The sequence below is a fragment of the Halomonas aquatica genome, assembly GCF_040196335.1.
GTDB classification, from domain to species: domain Bacteria; phylum Pseudomonadota; class Gammaproteobacteria; order Pseudomonadales; family Halomonadaceae; genus Halomonas; species Halomonas aquatica.
In genome coordinates this window covers 425,543-443,299 of the sequence record NZ_JBEGCJ010000005.1, presented here as the reverse complement: position 1 = coordinate 443,299, position 17,757 = coordinate 425,543, and the positions used below count along the sequence as shown (strand labels likewise).

Annotated in this window: 18 protein-coding genes and 1 rRNA gene; 9 read left to right on the top strand and 10 right to left on the bottom strand. The window is 66.1% G+C overall.

Going from position 1 to position 17,757, the window contains the following annotated elements:
• Positions 1-5: 5 nt before the first annotated feature.
• From rrf to rlmM, 3 genes are all read left to right on the top strand, one after another.
• Positions 6-121, top strand: a 5S ribosomal RNA gene (gene rrf, locus ABE960_RS13315).
• A gap of 110 nt (positions 122-231) precedes the next feature.
• On the top strand, positions 232-675 hold the full coding sequence (locus ABE960_RS13310) for a DUF2721 domain-containing protein (protein WP_349762762.1): 444 nt from the start codon (positions 232-234) through the stop codon (positions 673-675).
• Complete coding sequence (gene rlmM, locus ABE960_RS13305) at positions 659-1,726, top strand: 23S rRNA (cytidine(2498)-2'-O)-methyltransferase RlmM (protein WP_349762761.1); 1,068 nt, start codon at positions 659-661, stop codon at positions 1,724-1,726. The genes ABE960_RS13310 and rlmM overlap by 17 nt, the downstream gene beginning before the upstream one ends.
• Before the next feature lie 16 nt (positions 1,727-1,742).
• On the opposite strand, the gene ABE960_RS13300 is transcribed toward rlmM, so the two are convergent.
• On the bottom strand, positions 1,743-2,033 hold the full coding sequence (locus ABE960_RS13300; RefSeq protein WP_349762760.1) for an antibiotic biosynthesis monooxygenase family protein: 291 nt from the start codon (positions 2,031-2,033) through the stop codon (positions 1,743-1,745).
• A 42-nt stretch (positions 2,034-2,075) separates the two neighbouring features.
• Between ABE960_RS13300 and tusA the strand changes: the two genes are divergently transcribed.
• The gene (gene tusA / locus ABE960_RS13295) at positions 2,076-2,327 is read left to right on the top strand and encodes a sulfurtransferase TusA (RefSeq protein WP_349762759.1); all 252 of its coding nucleotides are present in this window, start codon (positions 2,076-2,078) and stop codon (positions 2,325-2,327) included.
• Positions 2,328-2,342: 15 nt separating this feature from the next.
• On the opposite strand, the gene ABE960_RS13290 is transcribed toward tusA, so the two are convergent.
• The 3 genes from ABE960_RS13290 to ABE960_RS13280 form a co-directional block, all read right to left on the bottom strand.
• Complete coding sequence (locus tag ABE960_RS13290) at positions 2,343-3,059, bottom strand: hypothetical protein (protein ID WP_349762758.1); 717 nt, start codon at positions 3,057-3,059, stop codon at positions 2,343-2,345.
• 112 nt (positions 3,060-3,171) lie between these two features.
• Entirely contained in the window at positions 3,172-4,206 is a 1,035-nt protein-coding gene (locus tag ABE960_RS13285) for a DUF3080 family protein (protein WP_349762757.1), read from the bottom strand.
• A complete protein-coding gene (locus ABE960_RS13280) occupies positions 4,199-5,590 on the bottom strand; it encodes an MATE family efflux transporter (protein ID WP_349762780.1) in 1,392 nt (463 codons plus the stop codon). The genes ABE960_RS13285 and ABE960_RS13280 overlap by 8 nt, the downstream gene beginning before the upstream one ends.
• A gap of 202 nt (positions 5,591-5,792) precedes the next feature.
• On the opposite strand from ABE960_RS13280, the gene ABE960_RS13275 reads away from it, so the two are divergent.
• Positions 5,793-6,383, top strand: coding sequence for an elongation factor P hydroxylase (locus tag ABE960_RS13275; protein ID WP_349762756.1), 591 nt, complete (start codon positions 5,793-5,795; stop codon positions 6,381-6,383).
• A 28-nt stretch (positions 6,384-6,411) separates the two neighbouring features.
• Here ABE960_RS13275 and ABE960_RS13270 read toward each other — a convergent pair whose 3' ends face one another.
• Positions 6,412-6,966: a hypothetical protein gene (locus tag ABE960_RS13270; protein ID WP_432765374.1), complete on the bottom strand. Its 555-nt coding sequence runs from the start codon at positions 6,964-6,966 to the stop codon at positions 6,412-6,414.
• A gap of 1 nt (position 6,967) precedes the next feature.
• Entirely contained in the window at positions 6,968-7,855 is an 888-nt protein-coding gene (locus ABE960_RS13265) for a TatD family hydrolase (RefSeq protein ID WP_349762754.1), read from the bottom strand.
• A 115-nt stretch (positions 7,856-7,970) separates the two neighbouring features.
• Between ABE960_RS13265 and ABE960_RS13260 the strand changes: the two genes are divergently transcribed.
• Positions 7,971-9,902 carry an ATP-binding cassette domain-containing protein gene (locus tag ABE960_RS13260; protein WP_349762753.1) on the top strand — a complete coding sequence of 644 codons (1,932 nt, stop codon included), beginning with the start codon at positions 7,971-7,973 and terminating at the stop codon, positions 9,900-9,902.
• Positions 9,903-10,030: 128 nt separating this feature from the next.
• Here ABE960_RS13260 and ABE960_RS13255 read toward each other — a convergent pair whose 3' ends face one another.
• Entirely contained in the window at positions 10,031-10,477 is a 447-nt protein-coding gene (locus ABE960_RS13255) for a universal stress protein (protein WP_349762752.1), read from the bottom strand.
• A gap of 107 nt (positions 10,478-10,584) precedes the next feature.
• Between ABE960_RS13255 and ABE960_RS13250 the strand changes: the two genes are divergently transcribed.
• Entirely contained in the window at positions 10,585-11,115 is a 531-nt protein-coding gene (locus ABE960_RS13250) for a preprotein translocase subunit YajC (protein ID WP_349762751.1), read from the top strand.
• 6 nt (positions 11,116-11,121) lie between these two features.
• Here ABE960_RS13250 and slyA read toward each other — a convergent pair whose 3' ends face one another.
• Both slyA and ABE960_RS13240 read right to left on the bottom strand, forming a co-directional pair.
• A complete protein-coding gene (slyA, locus tag ABE960_RS13245; RefSeq protein ID WP_349762750.1) occupies positions 11,122-11,565 on the bottom strand; it encodes a transcriptional regulator SlyA in 444 nt (147 codons plus the stop codon).
• Between the two features lie 103 nt (positions 11,566-11,668).
• The gene (locus ABE960_RS13240; protein WP_349762749.1) at positions 11,669-13,012 is read right to left on the bottom strand and encodes a DUF5924 family protein; all 1,344 of its coding nucleotides are present in this window, start codon (positions 13,010-13,012) and stop codon (positions 11,669-11,671) included.
• A 145-nt stretch (positions 13,013-13,157) separates the two neighbouring features.
• On the opposite strand from ABE960_RS13240, the gene fadB reads away from it, so the two are divergent.
• Both fadB and fadA read left to right on the top strand, forming a co-directional pair.
• Complete coding sequence (gene fadB, locus ABE960_RS13235; RefSeq protein WP_349762748.1) at positions 13,158-15,359, top strand: fatty acid oxidation complex subunit alpha FadB; 2,202 nt, start codon at positions 13,158-13,160, stop codon at positions 15,357-15,359.
• A 51-nt stretch (positions 15,360-15,410) separates the two neighbouring features.
• Positions 15,411-16,589, top strand: coding sequence for an acetyl-CoA C-acyltransferase FadA (gene fadA, locus ABE960_RS13230; protein ID WP_349762747.1), 1,179 nt, complete (start codon positions 15,411-15,413; stop codon positions 16,587-16,589).
• A 108-nt stretch (positions 16,590-16,697) separates the two neighbouring features.
• Here fadA and ABE960_RS13225 read toward each other — a convergent pair whose 3' ends face one another.
• Positions 16,698-17,675 (bottom strand): TAXI family TRAP transporter solute-binding subunit, encoded by a 978-nt coding sequence (locus tag ABE960_RS13225; RefSeq protein WP_349762746.1) that lies wholly within the window; start codon positions 17,673-17,675, stop codon positions 16,698-16,700.
• Positions 17,676-17,757 lie beyond the last annotated feature (82 nt).

The following is a 17,757-nucleotide window of genomic DNA, read 5'->3' as shown; positions in this document are numbered from 1 at the left end:
TTTCGCCTGACGACCATAGCGTGCGGGAACCACCTGATCCCTTGCCGAACTCAGCAGTGAAACCGCTCAGCGCCGATGGTAGTGTGGGGTCTCCCCATGCGAGAGTAGGTCATCGTCAGGCACCTATTCCGAGAAAACCCCGAGTTCACTGAACTCGGGGTTTTTTCATATTCAGACCCTTAAAGTCTCACCTGTTATCATGCGCTTACGAATGACCTGCGGAGATTGTCCATGACGCTGACCACTCCAGCCCTGCTGTTTCCCGCCATCTCGTTGCTGCTGCTGGCCTATACCAATCGCTTCCTCACCCTGGCCCAGTTGATCCGCAAGCTGGCTGATGAAGAACGCAACCGGCACCAGGAGGCAAATGCCACGCAGATCCTGCTGCTGCGCAAGCGTATCTCCCTGACCAAGCGGATGCAGCTGGCCGGCGTCCTGAGCTTCCTGCTCTGCACCCTCTCCATGTTTGCCCTCTTCCTCTCTCTCGAGCTGCTGGGGGTGGTGCTGTTCGGGACCAGCCTGGTCCTGCTATCCGTCTCCCTGATCTATTCCCTCTGGGAGATCCAGATCTCCACCAATGCCCTCAATGTACAGTTGAAGGACATCGAGGAACTGCTGGCGTCTGACTCGCGCCAGGCAAAGTCGAGAAGGGAGCACCATGACCGTGGCAAGTGAACTGCTGCTCTACTGCCGTCCCGGCTTCGAGCCGGATCTTGCCGCCGAGATCACCGACAAGGCCGCCGCCCTGGGCTGGCCCGGCACGACGGAGTATCGGCCGGAGGCGGGTTTCGTCCGCTTCATGGTCGACGGAGATGAGCCGGCCAACAGGCTGCATCGGGCCCTGCCGCTGGAAAGCCTGGTGTTTGCCCGCCAGAGCCTGGTGGCCCTGTCCCCGCTCTCCCTCTCCCGTGAGGACCGGCTGACCCCCATCCTCGACCAGGTGGAGGCCAGCGGCTGGAGCTTCGACTCGGTCTGGCAGGAGACGCCGGACACCAACGATGCCAAGGCCCTGGCCGGCCTGATCAAGGCGCTGAAGCGACCCCTGGAGTCGCTGCTCAAGAAGCGCGGTGCCTTGCGGCGAAAGGCGGGCGGACGACGGCTGCACCTGCTGTGGAGCGAGGGGGATCGGGTCCAACTGGGCATGAGCTTTCCCGGCAATCGCAGCGAGGTTGTGGGCGGCATACGGCGGTTACGTTTTCCCCATGCTGCCCCCAGCCGTTCCACGCTCAAGCTGGAGGAGGCCTGGCACGAGTTCGTCCCGAGAGGCGAATGGGAAGAGCGACTAGGGGAGGGCATGCAGGCGGCCGATCTGGGGGCGGCTCCGGGGGGGTGGACCTGGCAGCTGGTGCAGCGCGGCATGCATGTCTATGCCATCGACAACGGCCCCATGGACAAGGGGCTTATGGCCACCGGGTTGGTGGAACATCTGCGCGAGGACGGTTTCGTCTGGGAACCCCCCGGACGGCTCGACTGGCTGGTGTGCGATATCGTCGACAAGCCGTCGCGGGTGATGTCGATGGTGCAGCGCTGGCTGGTACGACGCTGGTGTCGGGAGGCGGTGTTCAACCTCAAGCTACCGATGAAGCGGCGCTGGCAGGAGGTCGCAGACTGCCTGTCACGCCTCGAGTCGGCCCTCGCCGAGGCCGGTGTACGGGCGGAGGTGGCGTGTCGCCACCTCTACCATGATCGCGAGGAGGTGACGGTGCACGTGCGGCTGCTGGACTGAGCCGTGGCGGCAAACGTCAGTAGGCCGTTGCCTCGTAGATCCGGATGCTCTCCTCCTCGGTCAGCAGCGGCAGCATGCCCTGCATGACCCGTCCGCGGGCCTCGCTCTGGTACCACTCCTTCCAGGCGCGCAAGTCCCGCCACTTGGTGATCATCAGACGTCGGTCGCTGTGGCCGAGTTCGACGAGGCTCTCGCCTCCGACGAAGCCGGGAGCGCCGAGGGATTGGCGCATGGCGTCCCTTGCGGCCTCCTCGTATTCCTCCTCCAGGCCGGGCATGATGCGACGTTCGATAATGATCTTGATCATCCAGTTACTCTCCTGCTTACCTGTCCTTCAACGAGGTCATCGATGGTTGATTCCGCGGATTCCCTGCCGGCCTGTGATGCTCAGCTCGATACCACCGGGCTCTACTGTCCTGAACCGATCATGCTGATGCATAACAAGGTTCGCGACATGCAGCCTGGAGAAGTGCTCAAGGTGGTGGCCAGCGATCCAGCCACGACACGTGATATTCCCAAGTTCTGCAGTTTCCTCGGACATGAGCTCCTGATCCAGCAGGAAGAAGATGGAAGTTACCTCTACTTTATCCGTCTCGGCTGAGAGGCGGCCAGCCCGTCACTCAGCGGTAGGTTCAACGTCGATGTCGGGCATGACCATCAGGGCCAAGGCCTCGAGGGTGGTGGGATCCTCTTGCCGGATGCGGTTGGCGATCTGACGCTGGAAGAAGTAGACCACCCGGTGCTGGCTGTGGCCGGGATAGAGACAGGGATCGCCGGGCAGGATCGGGGTGGTCCTGGCGAGCCGCTCGTCGGCGAGCAGGGCCTCCACCGCGCCGTCGCTGTAGAGGCGCCAGCCGAAGACCTGCTTGAGCTGCCAGGGAGCGTCCCCCTCGTCCATGCACAGGGCGTGGGTCCCCTGCGTCTCCGGAAGCTGCTGGATCATCGTGGTCTCGTCGGTCTCTTCATAGTCGAAGTAGGCGGCGGCGTGCTCGAGTTCCAGCACCTTGTGTTCGGGGGGCTGGTCGAAGAGCTCTTCGGTTTCCGGGTCACGATAGCCGATGAATTGGCCGTGCTCGGTGTCGTCGAGACGATGGCAGGGCGTGAGGGCCTCCATCCAGGGCACCAGGCCCACCACCTCGCCATCTTCCTGCAGCCCCCATGCCAGCAGGGGCATGCCGTACAGGGTGTCGGAATCCGATGCGAGCTGGTAGACCATTTCCAGGTTGTCCAGCTCTGGTGATAGGCGTACCAGCCTGCGTCTTGCCAGCTGGCGTTGGCGCATGGCCTCGAGGTCGATGACCTGGGCGCTGCGGGGTGACTGCGGGATTCCCATGATGTCCCTCCAAGTGCTGCATGGTCACGGCCTAGGCCTGGTAAGCAGCGCACTGCGTCACTGTCGTCTCATCAATAGCACATAGTCATTGCACAGGTTAACCCCCGAGGGCTCATTGACACTGACGGGCCCATCGGGATCGAAGCGCCTCGTGATGCGCGCGGGCCTCCGTAAAGGCCGGCAGGGGCGCCTTGGAATGGGTCAGTGACAGCCACCGTCGCCGATAATCGGTGACCGTCGTCGGGGGCGCTATCTGGGCCTCAAGCAGGGCATCGATGGCTCCGAGCCAGTGCCGAGCAGACTGGTCGAGGTCCTGCAGCCACGCCGCCAGCCGGGTGGCCTCGGGAGAATCGGTCAGACGATCGATCGAGCCGGGACACGCCTCCTCATCGGTGCGAGCAAGCGCCGCCTCGATGAGCCCCGAGGCCTCGTTCAGTCGCCGTTCGGCCAGCAGCAGGGTGCGCAGCAGTTCGGCAGAGAACGGACGCTCCTGAAGGGTCTTGAAATGGCCCTCCAGGATGGCCGAATCGGCTGCCCACTCCGGGTCGAACTGGTGCAGGGTCACCTTGCGCAGATAGATCAGGGCCGTGCTGCGAAGCCGAGCCTCGCCGAGGGCCTCGGGAGAAAGGACCGAGCTTGCCCGGGAGAAGTTCTTGACCCACTCCTCGGAGGCGAACAGGGCATTCCAGCTCACCCTGGGCAGCTGCCGGGTCTTGATGGCGATGAGACGGGACAGGCGTTCCCGGCTGTCATCGGAGAGTTCCGAGGGCACTTCGCTATTCCAGCAGGCAGCCAGCTGTCGCCACAGATCAAGCTCATAGAGCCAACGTTGGCTGGGTGGGGCCACCCGGCCCAGCTGGTTGTTGCGCCCCGCCACCAGGTTGGCGATGTGGCAACCGCGCAGGGCGTAGATGTCGAGCATACCTTCGCGGGTCTCGGTGACCTCCAGTACCCGCTGGTCTCGCTCCGGGAAGGCGCCGATATTGTCCGGGGACGAACGGTGTGGTGCCTCGAGCCCGAGTGTCTCGGCCAGTCGCTGTTGGTAGTCCTCCAGCAGTGCCTCGGTTTCGCCATCGCCGCAGCCGGCCAGGATCGACAGGATCATGACGAGCAGCATGCCACGGGCCAGACGCTGGACCTCAATCATCGGGAACCTCGCTGCTGGCATGAGCCATCGCCTTGCTCATGCGCCTCAGCCGCTCGCCCAACAGAAACGCTGCGGTGGTCAAGCCGGCGACCAGGCCGATCCAGTAACCATGCACGCCCAGTGGGTCGAACCATCCGGACAGGCCGTAGCGTCCCAGCCAGTGACCGCCTCCCAGCCCCACCAGCCAGTAGGCCAGCAGGGTGATCAGCATGATGATGCGGGTGTCCTTGTAGCCGCGCAGAGCCCCGGCCAGATTGACCTGCAGCGAGTCCGACACCTGGTAGACCATGGCCAGGACGACCAGCGACAGGGTCAGGCTCGCCACCTCGCTGTTGTGAGTGTAAAGCGCGATCACCGGCTCGGCAGTGAGCCACAGCAGCAGGCTGTTCAGTCCCGCTACGGCCAGGGACACCAGGATGCCGTTCCAGGCCACCAGGCGGGCATGGTCGTGGCGGCCTTGCCCGAGGGTATTGCCTACCCTCACGGTCAGCGCCATGCCAAGCGACAGGGGCAGCATGAACAGGATGGAGGTGTAGTTGAGCGCGATCTGGTGAGCCGCCACGGTGATCTCGCCGAGGCTGGCGACGAAGAGGGCGATCAGCGTGAACAACGTGACCTCGAAAAAGATCGCCACGCCGATCGGAGCGCCCACGCGCAGCAGTTCGGCGATGAGCGACCAGCGGGGCGGGGAGAGGGGCCGCCAGAGATCGATGTCGCCATAGGCCCGGGAACGGCGGGTATAGGCGAACATGGCCAGGCTCATCACCCACATGGAGATCGCCGTGGCGATGCCGCAGCCCAGGGCGCCGAGGGCCGGCAGGCCCTGCAGCCAGTTGGGCAGCCAGTCACCGAAAAGTCCCGTCAGTCCCTCGCCGCCGTAGATCAGCACGAAATTGCAGGGGATGTTCACGCCGAGTCCCACCAGGCTGATCCACAGGGAGGGCCGGGTATGGTTCATGCCGTCGGAGAAGGCGCGCAGCGCCTGGAACAGCGCCACTCCGGGCATGCCGAAGGCCACGGCAGCCAGGTAGGCCGCGGCGCGTGTGGCGACCTCTTCGGGGACCGCCATCAGACGGAAGAGCGGCATCACCGCGCTCCACAGCAGCACCGCGGCGATGATGCCCAGTGCAAGGGCCACCCAGAGCGCCTGATGCACATTGGGCCGAATGCCAGCGGTGCGTCCGCCGCCGAGCAGTTGAGCGACGATGGGCGTCAGTCCCATCAGGGTGCCGGTCATGAACAGCATCAGCGGCATCCACAGACTTGAGCCGACCGAGACCGCCGCCAGGTCCGTGGCGCTGAGCCGTCCGGTCATCATCACGTCGACGACACTCATGCCTGCCTGAGCCAGCTGTGCCCCGCAGATCGGCAGGGCCAGGCGCATCAGCGAGGAGGTTTCCCTGCGGCTGGTGGCCAGCAGGCGTGAAGAAAACGGCACCAAGTAACGGCTCCATGCAGCAGAGGAGAGGGCGCCGTCGGTGCGCGACGAGCGCCGGGAGGACGGGCAGTCTATCAGTCGGCAGCGATTTTCGCTCCGTCCACCCAGCGCCTATAATGCCCTCCATTTGCGACTTCCGGGAGCCAGCGTGACCCACCGACTCAAGGATGTCATCGCCCTGTTCGACGGTCTCTTCCAGGAGACCTTCACTACGCGCCTCGTCCGGGGGGAAGACGAACCGCTCTATCTGCCGGCAGATGAGGCGTCCCCCTGGCATCGGGTGATCTTCGCCCGCGGCTTCTTCGCCAGCGCCCTGCACGAGGCCAGCCACTGGTGCATCGCCGGGGTCAGGCGCCGCGAGCTCGAGGACTACGGTTACTGGTACCAGCCGGATGGCCGCGATGCCCTCCAGCAACGCCAGTTCGAGACAGTCGAGGTGGCGCCACAGGCCCTTGAGCTGCTCTTTTCGCAGGCCTGTGACCTGCCCTTCAACGTCAGCGTCGACAATCTGGGTGAGGTGGAGGTCGATCGTGTGGGCTTCCAGTCGCGGGTCGAGGCGCGCGCCCAGCGCTACCTGAACGAGGGCCTGTCGGGGCGTGCGGAGGCCTTCCGCCTTGCCCTCTCGGCCTTCTACCGGGAGGGAGCCAGCCTTCAGGCCGCCGTGGCCGAGGGACGCCGTCTTCTCGGGGCGGCCTCCGGCGGGATGGTCAGGACGACAGCCCTGGAGGATAGTCCTTAACGACAGCCCTGTAGAACAGCGCTGCTCCTCAGTCCTCGAGGTCGTCACCCTCCATCAGGCGGCCATCGAACGGGGTGGCTTCGTGGGCCTCGCCACCCGGGACGAGACGCTGGTGCAGGTAGAGCATCACCTCTACCTCGTGCTCCGGCCGAAGCGGTTCGAGCCCCATCTCGCTGAACAGGTCGCCTCGGGCACGGGCCCAGTCGCCGGGTCCCAGGTCTCGGTAGAGGCTTTCGGCCGGTGCCAGCTCCACGAAGGGGTCGAGGCCGTAGGTGTCGAAGATGCGTGAAATGGCCGCTTCATCGTCGCTGACCCCCGCTGTGTAGAGGGTCTCGCTGAAGTGATCGTTCTCCAGCTCGCGGATCACGTCCAGCGGGCTCACCCCGATGCTGTTGAGCTCCTCCAGACTGTAACCGCCCAGCGAGACCATCTCGTTTTCGAGCCAGTCATCGTCGGGCTGGATCAGGGTGTGCTTGATGCGTCCGTCGGGCAGCGTCCAGGCGATCGCCAGTGGCAGGCCATTGTCGTCGCCGGTCTCTACCGCAATGAAGCCGGGCGTCTCGTTGATGCCGGAACCGGCCATGTCAGGATTCCTCGTGTTCGATGTCGTGGTGCGTCTCGCCAGGCGCCAGGCGGAAGAAGGCGCAGGCGGTGGCCGTGGTGGCGCGGGCCAGGTCGGCCTCGGCCATGCCCCGCCAGTGGGCGATCTCCCTGACGATCCAGGGCAGCAGGGCCGGCTCGTGCCGTCTTCCCTTGAGTTTGGCAGGTAAATTGCGCGGCAGCAGGTAGGGACAGTCGGTTTCTACCATCAATCGGTCCAGGGGAATCTCGCCCACCAGGTCGCGCAGGTGGTGACCGCGTCGCTCGTCGCAGAGCCAGCCGGTCAGGCCGATGTGCAGGTCGAGGTCACGGTAGCCGAAGAGCGTCTCGCGGTCGGCGGTGAAACAGTGGATCACGGCGTCCCCGATGTCGTCGCGCCAGGCATGCAGCATCTCGCGCATGCGTCTCCCGGCATCCCGCTCATGGAGAAACAGCGGCTTCCCGCTCTCCGCCGCGAGGCCTAGCTGGGCTTCCAGGGCGTGCTCCTGCTCTGCGGGGGTGGAGAAGTTGCGGTTGAAGTCCAGGCCGCACTCGCCCACTGCCACCACCTCGGGCAGGCGATGCAGGTCGCGCATGGCGGCCTCCAGCGTCGGGTCCCACTGGCTGGCGTCGTGGGGGTGCACGCCGGCGGTGGCGTAGAGCCCCGGGTGGCGCCGGGCCAGGGCCACGGCCTGCTCGGCGTGCTCCCGGTCGGTGCCGGTGAGGATCAGGGTGGTCACGTTGGCGGCTCGCGCGCGCTGGATCGTCGCCTCGAGGTCGCGGGTGAAGCTCTCGTGGGTCAGGTTGGCGCCGATATCCACCAGCGAGGCCGGTGAACGGAACCTCAGCGCCTCGGGCAGCACGTCATCGAAGGGGGGCGTTGCGTCGGCCACGGCGGAACACTCCTTTGAAAGCGGGCGCGCATTGTACCCGGGAGTGGTGGGGTGGGGCCACGCCGGCCCGGCCATGCGTTACACTAGCGCCCTCGTTGAATGAAGAGGTGAACGCGTGACCCTGCTACGTCTGGAACAGCTGCAACTGGCCTATGGTACCCAAGTGCTGCTCGACGGCGCCGACCTGGTGCTGGAGAAGGGCGAGCGCCTCGCCCTGGTGGGACGCAACGGCACCGGCAAGTCGACCCTGCTGAAGATCGTGGCCGGAGAGGTCCAGGCCGATGGCGGCAGCATCTGGCGCGCGCCGGGACTTAAGATCGGCGTGCTCGCCCAGGAACTGCCGGATGCCTCCGGTCAGACGATCTTCGACGTGGTGGCCCAGGGCCTCCCCGAGGCGGGTGAGCTGCTCTCCGAGTACCATCACCTGATCCACGAGGCCGACCCGGACATGGAACGCATGGCCAGGCTGCAGACCCGTATCGAGGCCATCGACGGCTGGTCCTTCCACCAGCGCATCGACGTCGTCCTGACCCGGCTGGGGCTGCCCGAGGAGGCCGAGATGAGCGACCTCTCCGGTGGCTGGCGTCGTCGTGTGGCGCTGGCAAGGGCCCTGGTTGCCGAGCCAGACCTGCTGCTGCTCGACGAGCCCACCAACCATCTGGACCTTGACACCATTTCCTGGCTGGAGGAGCAGCTCGCCGACTTCAATGGCGCGGTGCTGTTCATCACCCACGACCGTGCCTTCCTGTCGAAGCTTGCGACGGCGATTCTCGAGCTCGACCGCGGACGCCTGGGACGCTATCCGGGCGACTATGCCGCCTATCAGGAGCAGAAGAACCACGAGCTGGAGGTCGAGGCCCGGGAGAACGCCGAGTTCGACAAGAAGCTCGCCCGCGAGGAGGCCTGGATCCGCCAGGGCATCAAGGCACGACGGACCCGCAACGAGGGCCGGGTGCGGGCCCTGCAGCAGCTGCGCCATGAGCGCAGCGAGCGTCGCGAGCGTCAGGGCAAGGCCGCGCTGTCCGTGGACAGCGGCGCCCGCAGCGGCAAGCGGGTCGTGGAGCTCGATCACGTCACCCACCGCTTCGGTGATGAGGTGGTGATCGACGACCTCAGCCTGGAGATCCAGCGCGGCGACCGCATCGGCTTCATCGGCCGCAATGGCGCCGGCAAGACCACCCTGCTCAAGGTCCTGCTAGGTGAGCTGGAGCCCAGCGAGGGCAAGGTACTTCTCGGGACCAAGCTGAAGGTGGCCTACTTCGACCAGCTGCGCGCCGGCCTGGAACCCCAGAAGACCGTCTACGACAACGTGGCTCAGGGCAGTGACCGCATCACCGTGGGCGGCCGTGACCGTCACGTGATGAGCTACCTGCAGGACTTCCTGTTCACCCCGGACCGGGTGCGCCAGCCGGTCAAGGCGCTCTCTGGCGGCGAATCCAACCGCCTGCTGTTGGCCAAGCTCTTCACCCAGCCGGCCAACGTGCTGGTGCTCGACGAGCCTACCAACGACCTCGACGTCGAAACCCTGGAACTGCTCGAGGAGTTGCTGCTCGACTTCGACGGCACCCTGCTGCTGGTTTCCCACGACCGGGCCTTCATGGACAACGTGGTGACCAGCGTGCTGGCCTTCGAGGGCGAGGGTCGGGTGCGCGAGTACGTGGGTGGATACAGCGACTGGGTCCGCCAAGGGGGGAGGTTGCCGCCGGCCCCCTGGGAGGGGGCGGCACGCCAGGGCGCCGAGCCGTCGGCCCCGGCGGTGAGCGACAGCCAGGACCAGGCTGGGGCGTCTTCCGGCACCGCCTCGACACCACGCCCGGTCAAGCTCTCCTACAAGCTTCAGCGCGAGCTAGACGGCCTGCCCGCCGAGATCGAACGCCTCGAGGGGGAAGTGGCGGCCTTCGAGGAGCAGGTGGGCGCGCCGGCCTTCTATCAGCAGGATGCCGAGGCCGTCACCGCGACCCTTCAGTCGCTGAACGATACTCAGGCCGAGCTGGAGGCGGCCATGGAACGGTGGATGGAACTGGAGGCGATGGCCGCCGGCGAATGACCGTGGCAGCGGTGTCGGCACAGCGGTGTCTGCAGAACGACGGGCGAGATTATCCGCTGACCGATGAGGAGGCCCCTTGCACAAGAAAGGCGCCCAGTGGGCGCCTTTCCGGTGAGACGGCGAGCAGACTACTCCTCGCTCTTGGCACCCACCCGCACGGCGAGCACGTCGCACCGGGCGCCATGCAGCACGCCGGTGGAGGTGGAGCCCAGCAGCAGGGCGAAGCCGTGACGGCCGTGGGAGCCGACCACGATCAGGTCGACATCATGCTCCTCTGAGAAACGATGGATCTCGGTGTCGGGCATGCCGACCAGCACATGCTGGTTCTCGCTGGAAACATGGGTTTCGGCGATCTCGGCGAGCCGCTGCTTGGCGTGTTCGTCGAGCTGGTCCTGAATGCTGGTGAGGTCCATGGGGATGTCGCCGCCATAGGCAAATCCCAGTGGCTCCAGGGTATGCATGATGGACAGCTTGGCCTTGTTGCGATCGGCGATCTGCATCGCGCGTTCGAGGACCTTGTGGGAGTCCTTGGTCAGATCGACGGCGACCAGGACATGACGATATTCGTTGCTCATGGTGTGACTCTCCGTACAGCGTCCAGCGTATCTGGTGATGCCTCAACTCTAGGACGCCTTGCAAGACAAGACAACGACTTGCGTCAATATTTCCGAAGGAGGTCATCATGGTCTGGTTGCTGATCATCGTCATCGTCGCCCTGGTCTTCGCCCCGGCGATGTGGCTCAAGCCGTCACGCGGCCAGAAGCGCATGGGCAACCTGCGCGCGGCTGCTCGGCAGGCGGACGTGACGGTGAGGCTCGAGACGCCGCCGCTCCATGAGCCGGGCGTTTCCATGGCGGCCTATCGCTGGCCCTATGCCCAGTTGCAGCCTGGGCCCGACTTCGTGCTGGTGCGCGACGAGGTGGCCAGCCCCTCGCTCAAGCCCTTCATGGAGGGCTGGCGGTGGCGTATCGAGCCCCTTCGCCCGTTGCCGGCCTCGGCCCAAGCGCGACTCGAGGCCGTTCTGGAGGGTCTGCCCGAGGATGCGGTGGTGCTGGAGTCCGGCGCCCATGCCCTCACCCTGTGGTGGGCGGAATCCCTGGAGGTCGAGGACCTGGCACCGATCATGGAGCGAATGACCGTCCTGCGCGATGCTCTCTCGGGAAAACCCGACCGGCCGGGCGGTCGTCCCCGTCCCCCCTCGAAGCCACGCTGAATCAGATCACTCCTGCGCTTCACGGGCCTGGATCGCCAGGCCGTTCTCCTCGATGCGCGACAGCAGGTTCGCCAGCTGCGCCACGTCCTCGTCCTCGAGGCCGGCCAGCATCTCGGAACGGGCCTGGCTGACCAACGCATCGATCTTCTGCAGCAGCGGCGTGGCCTCGGGGGTCAGGAAGATCCGCTTGGTGCGGCGATCCTGCTCGCAGCCACGACGTTCGATCAGCCCCTGCTCGGACAGTTGGTCCAGGGTGCGGACCAGGGAGGGCGCCTCGACGCCGATGGCCTTGGCCAGGTCGCACTGGGGTTGGCCGTCGCCGAGCCGCCAAAGGTGGTAGAGGGTGATCCAGCGCGTCTGGGTCAGGCCCAGAGGGGCCAGGCGGCGGTCGAGGACGGCGCGCCACAGGCGTGGCACGCGAGACAGCTGGAAGCCGATGTTCTGGGGCATGGGCAATGCATCCACAGGAAGCCTGCTCGGATTGTCCGAAGCACCTGCGTGGAATGCAAGCAGGCTTATCATTGTGCCGATGGCGCCGTCGCTTGCGCGCCGGTCACTCCTGCGCCGAGGAGGAAGTGGGCGTCGTGGACTCATCGCCCTTTTCCGGTGCGTCCTGCGTGGCACTCGCTTGGGCAGTCTTCGCCTCGTCGGCGGGGGTTGCCTCACCGTCCGTCATTTCCGCCCCGGGCTCTCCGATCGCGTCGCCGGAGGACGGGGTCTCGGCTGTCTCGGACTTCGGCAGGAGCCGGCGGATATCCAGGCCCGGAATGCCGAGGGGCGATTGGATACTGCCATCGGCCAGGGTGGCCACCTCCCCATCCTCGCTGACGGTGAAGCGCAGCACCCCGATGCGCTGGCCGCTGTCGGTCATCACGTCGATGCGCCATGCACCGCTCGGGTCCGTGGGGAAGTTCTGCTTGTGACTCCAGGACCGATAGCCTTCCGCTCGTCCGCCCTGGATCTCCAGCGGAATGCGGTCGACCTCCACCCCCTCCTGCCGCCAGACGTGCACGACCTCCTCGCGCAAGCCGCGCGGCGCATGGATCGCCGTGTAGGCATAGAGCCCCTGGCCGGTCAGCGCTGTCGGCACCAGTCGCGTGCTGCCCAGCGGGCTGCGAGTCTCGGTATCGAAAGCGGGGGAGAGGGCGCTGCCCGAGATCCACAGGCTGACCGGTGGCACCCAGGCGCGGCCCATCCAGGCGCCGCCGGCCATCAGGGGAAGCAGGGCCAGCATCGCCAGATAGCGAGGCGTGGTCATCGGTCGCAGCAGGCGCATCAAGCTCGGCAGGCTGAACAGCACCATGGCGAGGATGGCCAGCACCAGGCTCTGGCCGGTGGTCAGGTGCAGCAGGGTGGGCAGGGTGACGAGCACCACAATGAAGACGCACTGGGCGTGGAAGGCGAAGTAGAGCCAGCGAAGTCGCCCTGCCAACCGATAGTAGAGCGGATCGAGTATCGACAGCAGTGCCATGGCCATTATCACCAGGGTGAAGAGCGCCTGGCCGCTGCGCCATACTGTGGTGGCGAGCAGGAAGGGCAGGGTGAAGAACAGAGTCTCCTGGTGGATCAGCTGGGTAATGAAGGTGGTCAGCCCGCGGGGCAGTCTCGGGTAGCCGCGCCGGATCAGCATGCGGCCGATCAGGCTCTCCGACAGCAGGAGTATCCAGACCATCAGCATCCCGAGGGCCAGAATGCCCCCCAGCCACTGCTGCCGCTCCACCAGAAAGAAGCTGCAAAGGCCGGTCAAGAGGGCCATCGGGGGCCACAGCCAGCTCCAGGGCCGGATGCGCTTCACCAGGCGATCGGTGCGTGCCTGCCAGGCGTCCAGATGCGGCGGGGGCCCGCCGTCAGGCGATGCGGGGGTGCGGTAAGTGTCGATCCTGGGCTCTCGAGTCATGGCCGAATCCTACCAGCATGATCCAAGCTTTAGTGAGTCGGCATGGAGATGCCATCCTTTGTGAATGGGCTTGACGTTGACGTATCACTCCCTCAAGCTGTCAAAAATCAAACGGCCGTATGAATTCTTGCATGGAGATGGATGGATGATCTATCAAGGCAATGCCATCACGGTGGCGCGTGGTCTCGATGGAGGGGGCGGGGATATCGCCATGCTCACCATCGACCTGAAGGACGAGTCCGTCAATACGCTCTCCAGCGCCGTGGTCGAGGAGCTGGGCCAGGCCGTCGAGGCGATCCGTTCCGAGCGGGGCCTTAAGGGACTGGTGATCGGCAGCGCCAAGGAGGCCTTCATCGTCGGTGCCGACATCACCGAGTTCCACGGCATGTTCGAGCAGGGCGGAGAGGTGCTGCAGCGTATGCTGGAGACCGTGCACGGCATCTTCAACGCCATCGAGGACCTGCCGTTCCCGACCGTCACCGCGATCAACGGCCTGGCGCTGGGCGGCGGCTGCGAGCTCAGCCTGACCACAGACTTCCGCGTCATGGCCGAGTCCGCGAAGATCGGCCTGCCCGAGACCAAGCTCGGCATCGTGCCGGGCTGGGGTGGTTGCGTGCGCCTGCCGCGGATCATCGGTGCCGACAATGCCATCGAGTGGATCGCCGGCGGCACCGAGAACCGGGCCGACGCGGCCCTGAAGGTGGGGGCCGTGGATGCGGTGGTGCCCGCGGAGGAACTCGAGGCGGCGGCCCTGGATATCCTGAATCGTGCCAACGGCGGCGAGCTCGACCACCGGGCCCGCCGTGACGAGAAGACCTCGCCGCTCAAGCTGGACGCCATCGAGCAGATGATGGCCTTCGAGACCGCCAAGGGCTATGTGGCCGGCAAGGCGGGTCCGCACTATCCGGCGCCGGTGGAGGCCATCAAGGTCATCCAGAAGGGCGCCGGCGAGCGGCGTGACCGGGCCCAGGCCATCGAGGGCAAGTCCTTCGTCAAGCTGGCCATGGGCGACGTGGCCTTCAACCTGGTCGGGCTGTTCATGAACGACCAGGTGGTCAAGAAGAAGGGCAGCCGCTACGCCCGCCAGGCCCGCCCGGTCAACCGGGCCGCGGTGCTGGGGGCCGGCATCATGGGCGGCGGAATCGCCTACCAGAGCGCCTCCAGGGGCACGCCGATCCTGATGAAGGACATCAAGAACGATGCCATTGAGCTGGGGCTCAAGGAGGCGCGCAAGCTCTTCGCCAAGCAGGTCGAGCGCGGCAAGCTCACCACCGCCCAGATGGCCGAGAAGCTCACCAACATCCGCCCGACCCTCTCCTACGGTGACTTCGGTGGCGTCGACCTGGTGGTCGAGGCCGTTGTCGAGAACCCGAAGGTCAAGGACGCGGTGCTCACCGAGGTGGAGGGGCAGGTGACCGAGGACACCATCCTCGCCTCCAACACCTCGACCATCTCGATAAATCGCCTGGCCGAAAACCTGAAGCGGCCCGAGAACTTCTGCGGCATGCACTTCTTCAACCCGGTGCACCGCATGCCGCTGGTCGAGGTCATCCGCGGCGAGAAGACCGGTGACGCCGCCGTGGCGGCGACCGTGGCCTATGCCCGCGCCATGGGCAAGACACCCATCGTGGTCAACGACTGCCCCGGGTTCCTGGTCAACCGGGTGCTCTTTCCCTACTTCGGCGGCTTCAGCCAACTGGTGGAGCAGGGCGCCGACTTCCAGCGCGTCGACAAGGTCATGGAGCGGTTCGGCTGGCCCATGGGGCCCGCCTACCTGCTCGACGTGGTCGGCATGGACACCGCCGTGCACGCCGGCGAGGTGATGGCCGAGGGCTTCCCGGAACGGATGGCCGGCATGGCCGGCGACCGGGGAGACGGCAAGGGCAAGAGCGCCATCCAGGTGATGTTCGAGAACGACCGCCTGGGCCAGAAGAATGCCAAGGGCTTCTACGCCTACGAGGAAGACAGGAAAGGCAAGCCGCAGAAGGTGCGCGACGAGGCGGCCATCGCGCTGGTCCGGGGCGTGGCGAAGGAGAGCCGCGAGTTCTCAGACGAGGAGATCATCGCCCGCATGATGGTGCCGCTGTGCCTGGAGACCGTGCGCTGCCTCGAGGACGACATCGTGGGCAGCCCGGCCGAGGCCGACATGGCCCTGATCTACGGCATCGGCTTCCCCCCCTTCCGCGGCGGTGCCCTGCGCTACATCGACGCCATGGGCCTCTCGGCCTTCGTCGAGCAGGCCGATCGCCTGGCCGAGGAGTTGGGACCGCTCTATGCGCCCACCGAGAGGTTGCGCGAGATGGCCGCCGCCGGCGAGCGCTTCTACCCCGCCGGGTCAGGGGACTGATTCCACCACGAACGGTCAGCCAGTGACGGTCAGTAATTCAAGGAGTTATCGATGAATGTGAATCCGAGAGACGTGGTGGTGGTCGACTGTGCCCGTTCCGCCATGGCCAAGGCCAGGAACGGGGCCTTCCGGCACGTGCGTGCCGAGAACCTGTCCGCGTCGGTGATGCAGGCGCTTCTCGACCGCAACCCGGGGCTCGACCCTGCCGAGGTTGACGACGTGATCTGGGGCTGCGTCAACCAGACCCTGGAGCAGGGCATGAACATCGCGCGCAACGCGGCGATCCTCACCGGCATCCCGCGCAGCGTGCCGGCCCAGACGGTCAATCGCCTGTGCGGGTCCTCCATGAGCGCGCTGCACATCGCCGCAGCCAACATCCAGGCCGGCATGGGTGACGTCTACCTCATCGGTGGCGTCGAGCACATGGAACATGTCGGCATGACCCATGGCGTCGACGTCAATCCTGCGGCCAGCAAGCACTTGGCCAAGGCGGCCATGATGATGGGCCTGACCGCCGAACTGCTGGGCAAGATGCACGGCATCTCCCGCGAGCAGCAGGATGCCTTCGGCGTGCGCTCCCACCAGCGGGCACAGGCGGCCATGGAGAACGGCGGCTTCGACAGCGAGATCGTCGGGATCGAGGGCCACGATGCGCGCGGCTTCCGGGTCCGGGTCGATCGCGATGAGGTGATCCGCGCCGACGCCAGCCTGGAGAAGATGGCCGAACTCAAGCCGGCCTTCGACCCGCGCAGCGGCACGGTCACCGCCGGTACCTCCTCGGCCCTCTCCGTGGGGGCGGCCGGCATGGTAGTGATGAGCGCCGAGCGTGCCCAGGCCCTGGGGCTCGAGCCTGTCGCCCGCATCCTCTCCACCGGTGTGGCGGGCTGTGACGCTTCCATCATGGGCTACGGGCCTGTGCCGGCCTCGAAGAAGGCCCTCAAGGCCGCCGGCCTGACCATCGAGGACATCCAGACCGTGGAGCTCAACGAGGCCTTCGCCGCCCAGGCCCTGCCGGTGCTGAAAGACCTGGGCCTGCGCGACGCCATGGACGAGAAGGTCAACCTCCACGGCGGGGCCATCGCCCTGGGTCATCCGCTGGGCTGCTCGGGGGCGCGCATCAGCACCACCCTGCTCAACGTGATGCAGGAGCGCGATACCAGCCTGGGCCTGGCCACCATGTGCATCGGCATGGGGCAGGGTGTGGCCACGGTGTTCGAGCGGTTGAGATAGCCTCGACACCCCACCCCATGGCCTTGCCACAACACTTGCCACAACACAGGACGGCACCCCTTGGGGTGCCGTCCTGTGTTGTGGTTCCTGTGCCTGGCGTGGGGGCGGTCAGTCGGTCACGGCGGCCATGTCCTCCTCCTCGATCCATCCCTGCTCGCGGTAGTAGCGCAGGGCGCCCTCGTGCAGGGGCGCGGTGAGCCCGTCACGGATCATCTCCTCGGGCGTCAGTGCACCGAGTGCCGGATGCGAGGCCTTGAAGCGGGCGAAGTCCTCGAAGACCGCGGCTACCAGCTGGTAGACCACGTCGGGATCGGTGTCCGCCGAGGCGACGAGGGTGCCCTTGACCCCGAAGGTGTGCACGGCCGGCTGGTCCACGCCATAGATGTCGGCGGGAATCCAGGCGCGCGTGAAGTAGGGGTAGGCACCCACCAGCAGGTCGATGGTGTCGCCCTCCACGTCCACCAGGACGGCATCGCACATTCGGATGGCCTTGGCCACCGACGCGTTGGGATGACCCACGGTATAGACCATGGCGTCGATGTTGCCGTGACATAGCTCCAGCGCCTGCTGGTCGGCCGGCAGGTTGTGGATCGAGCGGAAGTCGCTACGGCTCCAGCCGCGGGCATCCATCAGCCGCAGCATGGTGCCGCGCTGTCCCGAGCCCGGGTTGCCGATGTTCACCGAGTGCCCGGTGATGTCATTAAGGCTCTTGATGCCGGAGTCCCGGCGCACCACCAGGGAGAATGGTTCGTTGTGCAGCGAGAAGATCGATCGCAGCTTCGGGTCCGGCCCATCCTTCAGGAATCCCTCCGTACCCAGGGTGGCGTAGAGGTGGAGGTCGGACTGAGCCAGGGCGATCTTCAGCTCGCCTCGTTGCAGGGCCCTCAGGTTGGCGCTGGAGCCATCGGTGGGCTGCGCCCGACAGGGCTCCTTCAGGGTGCGACATAATGCTCGCCCGACTACATGGTAGACCCCTGCCGGGCTGGCGGTGGCGATGACCAGGGGCTCCTGGTCCTGTGCCGCGATCGGGCCCGAGAGCAGCAGACTGCCCAGGAAGGCAGCCAGGAGTCTGGCGGATGATTTCATGAAGCACCTCATGCGAGATAGCCAACCAGGGGACCCTGGACCAAAGGAGGGACCGGGGGGAAAGCCAGGGGCTGCCCCGAGA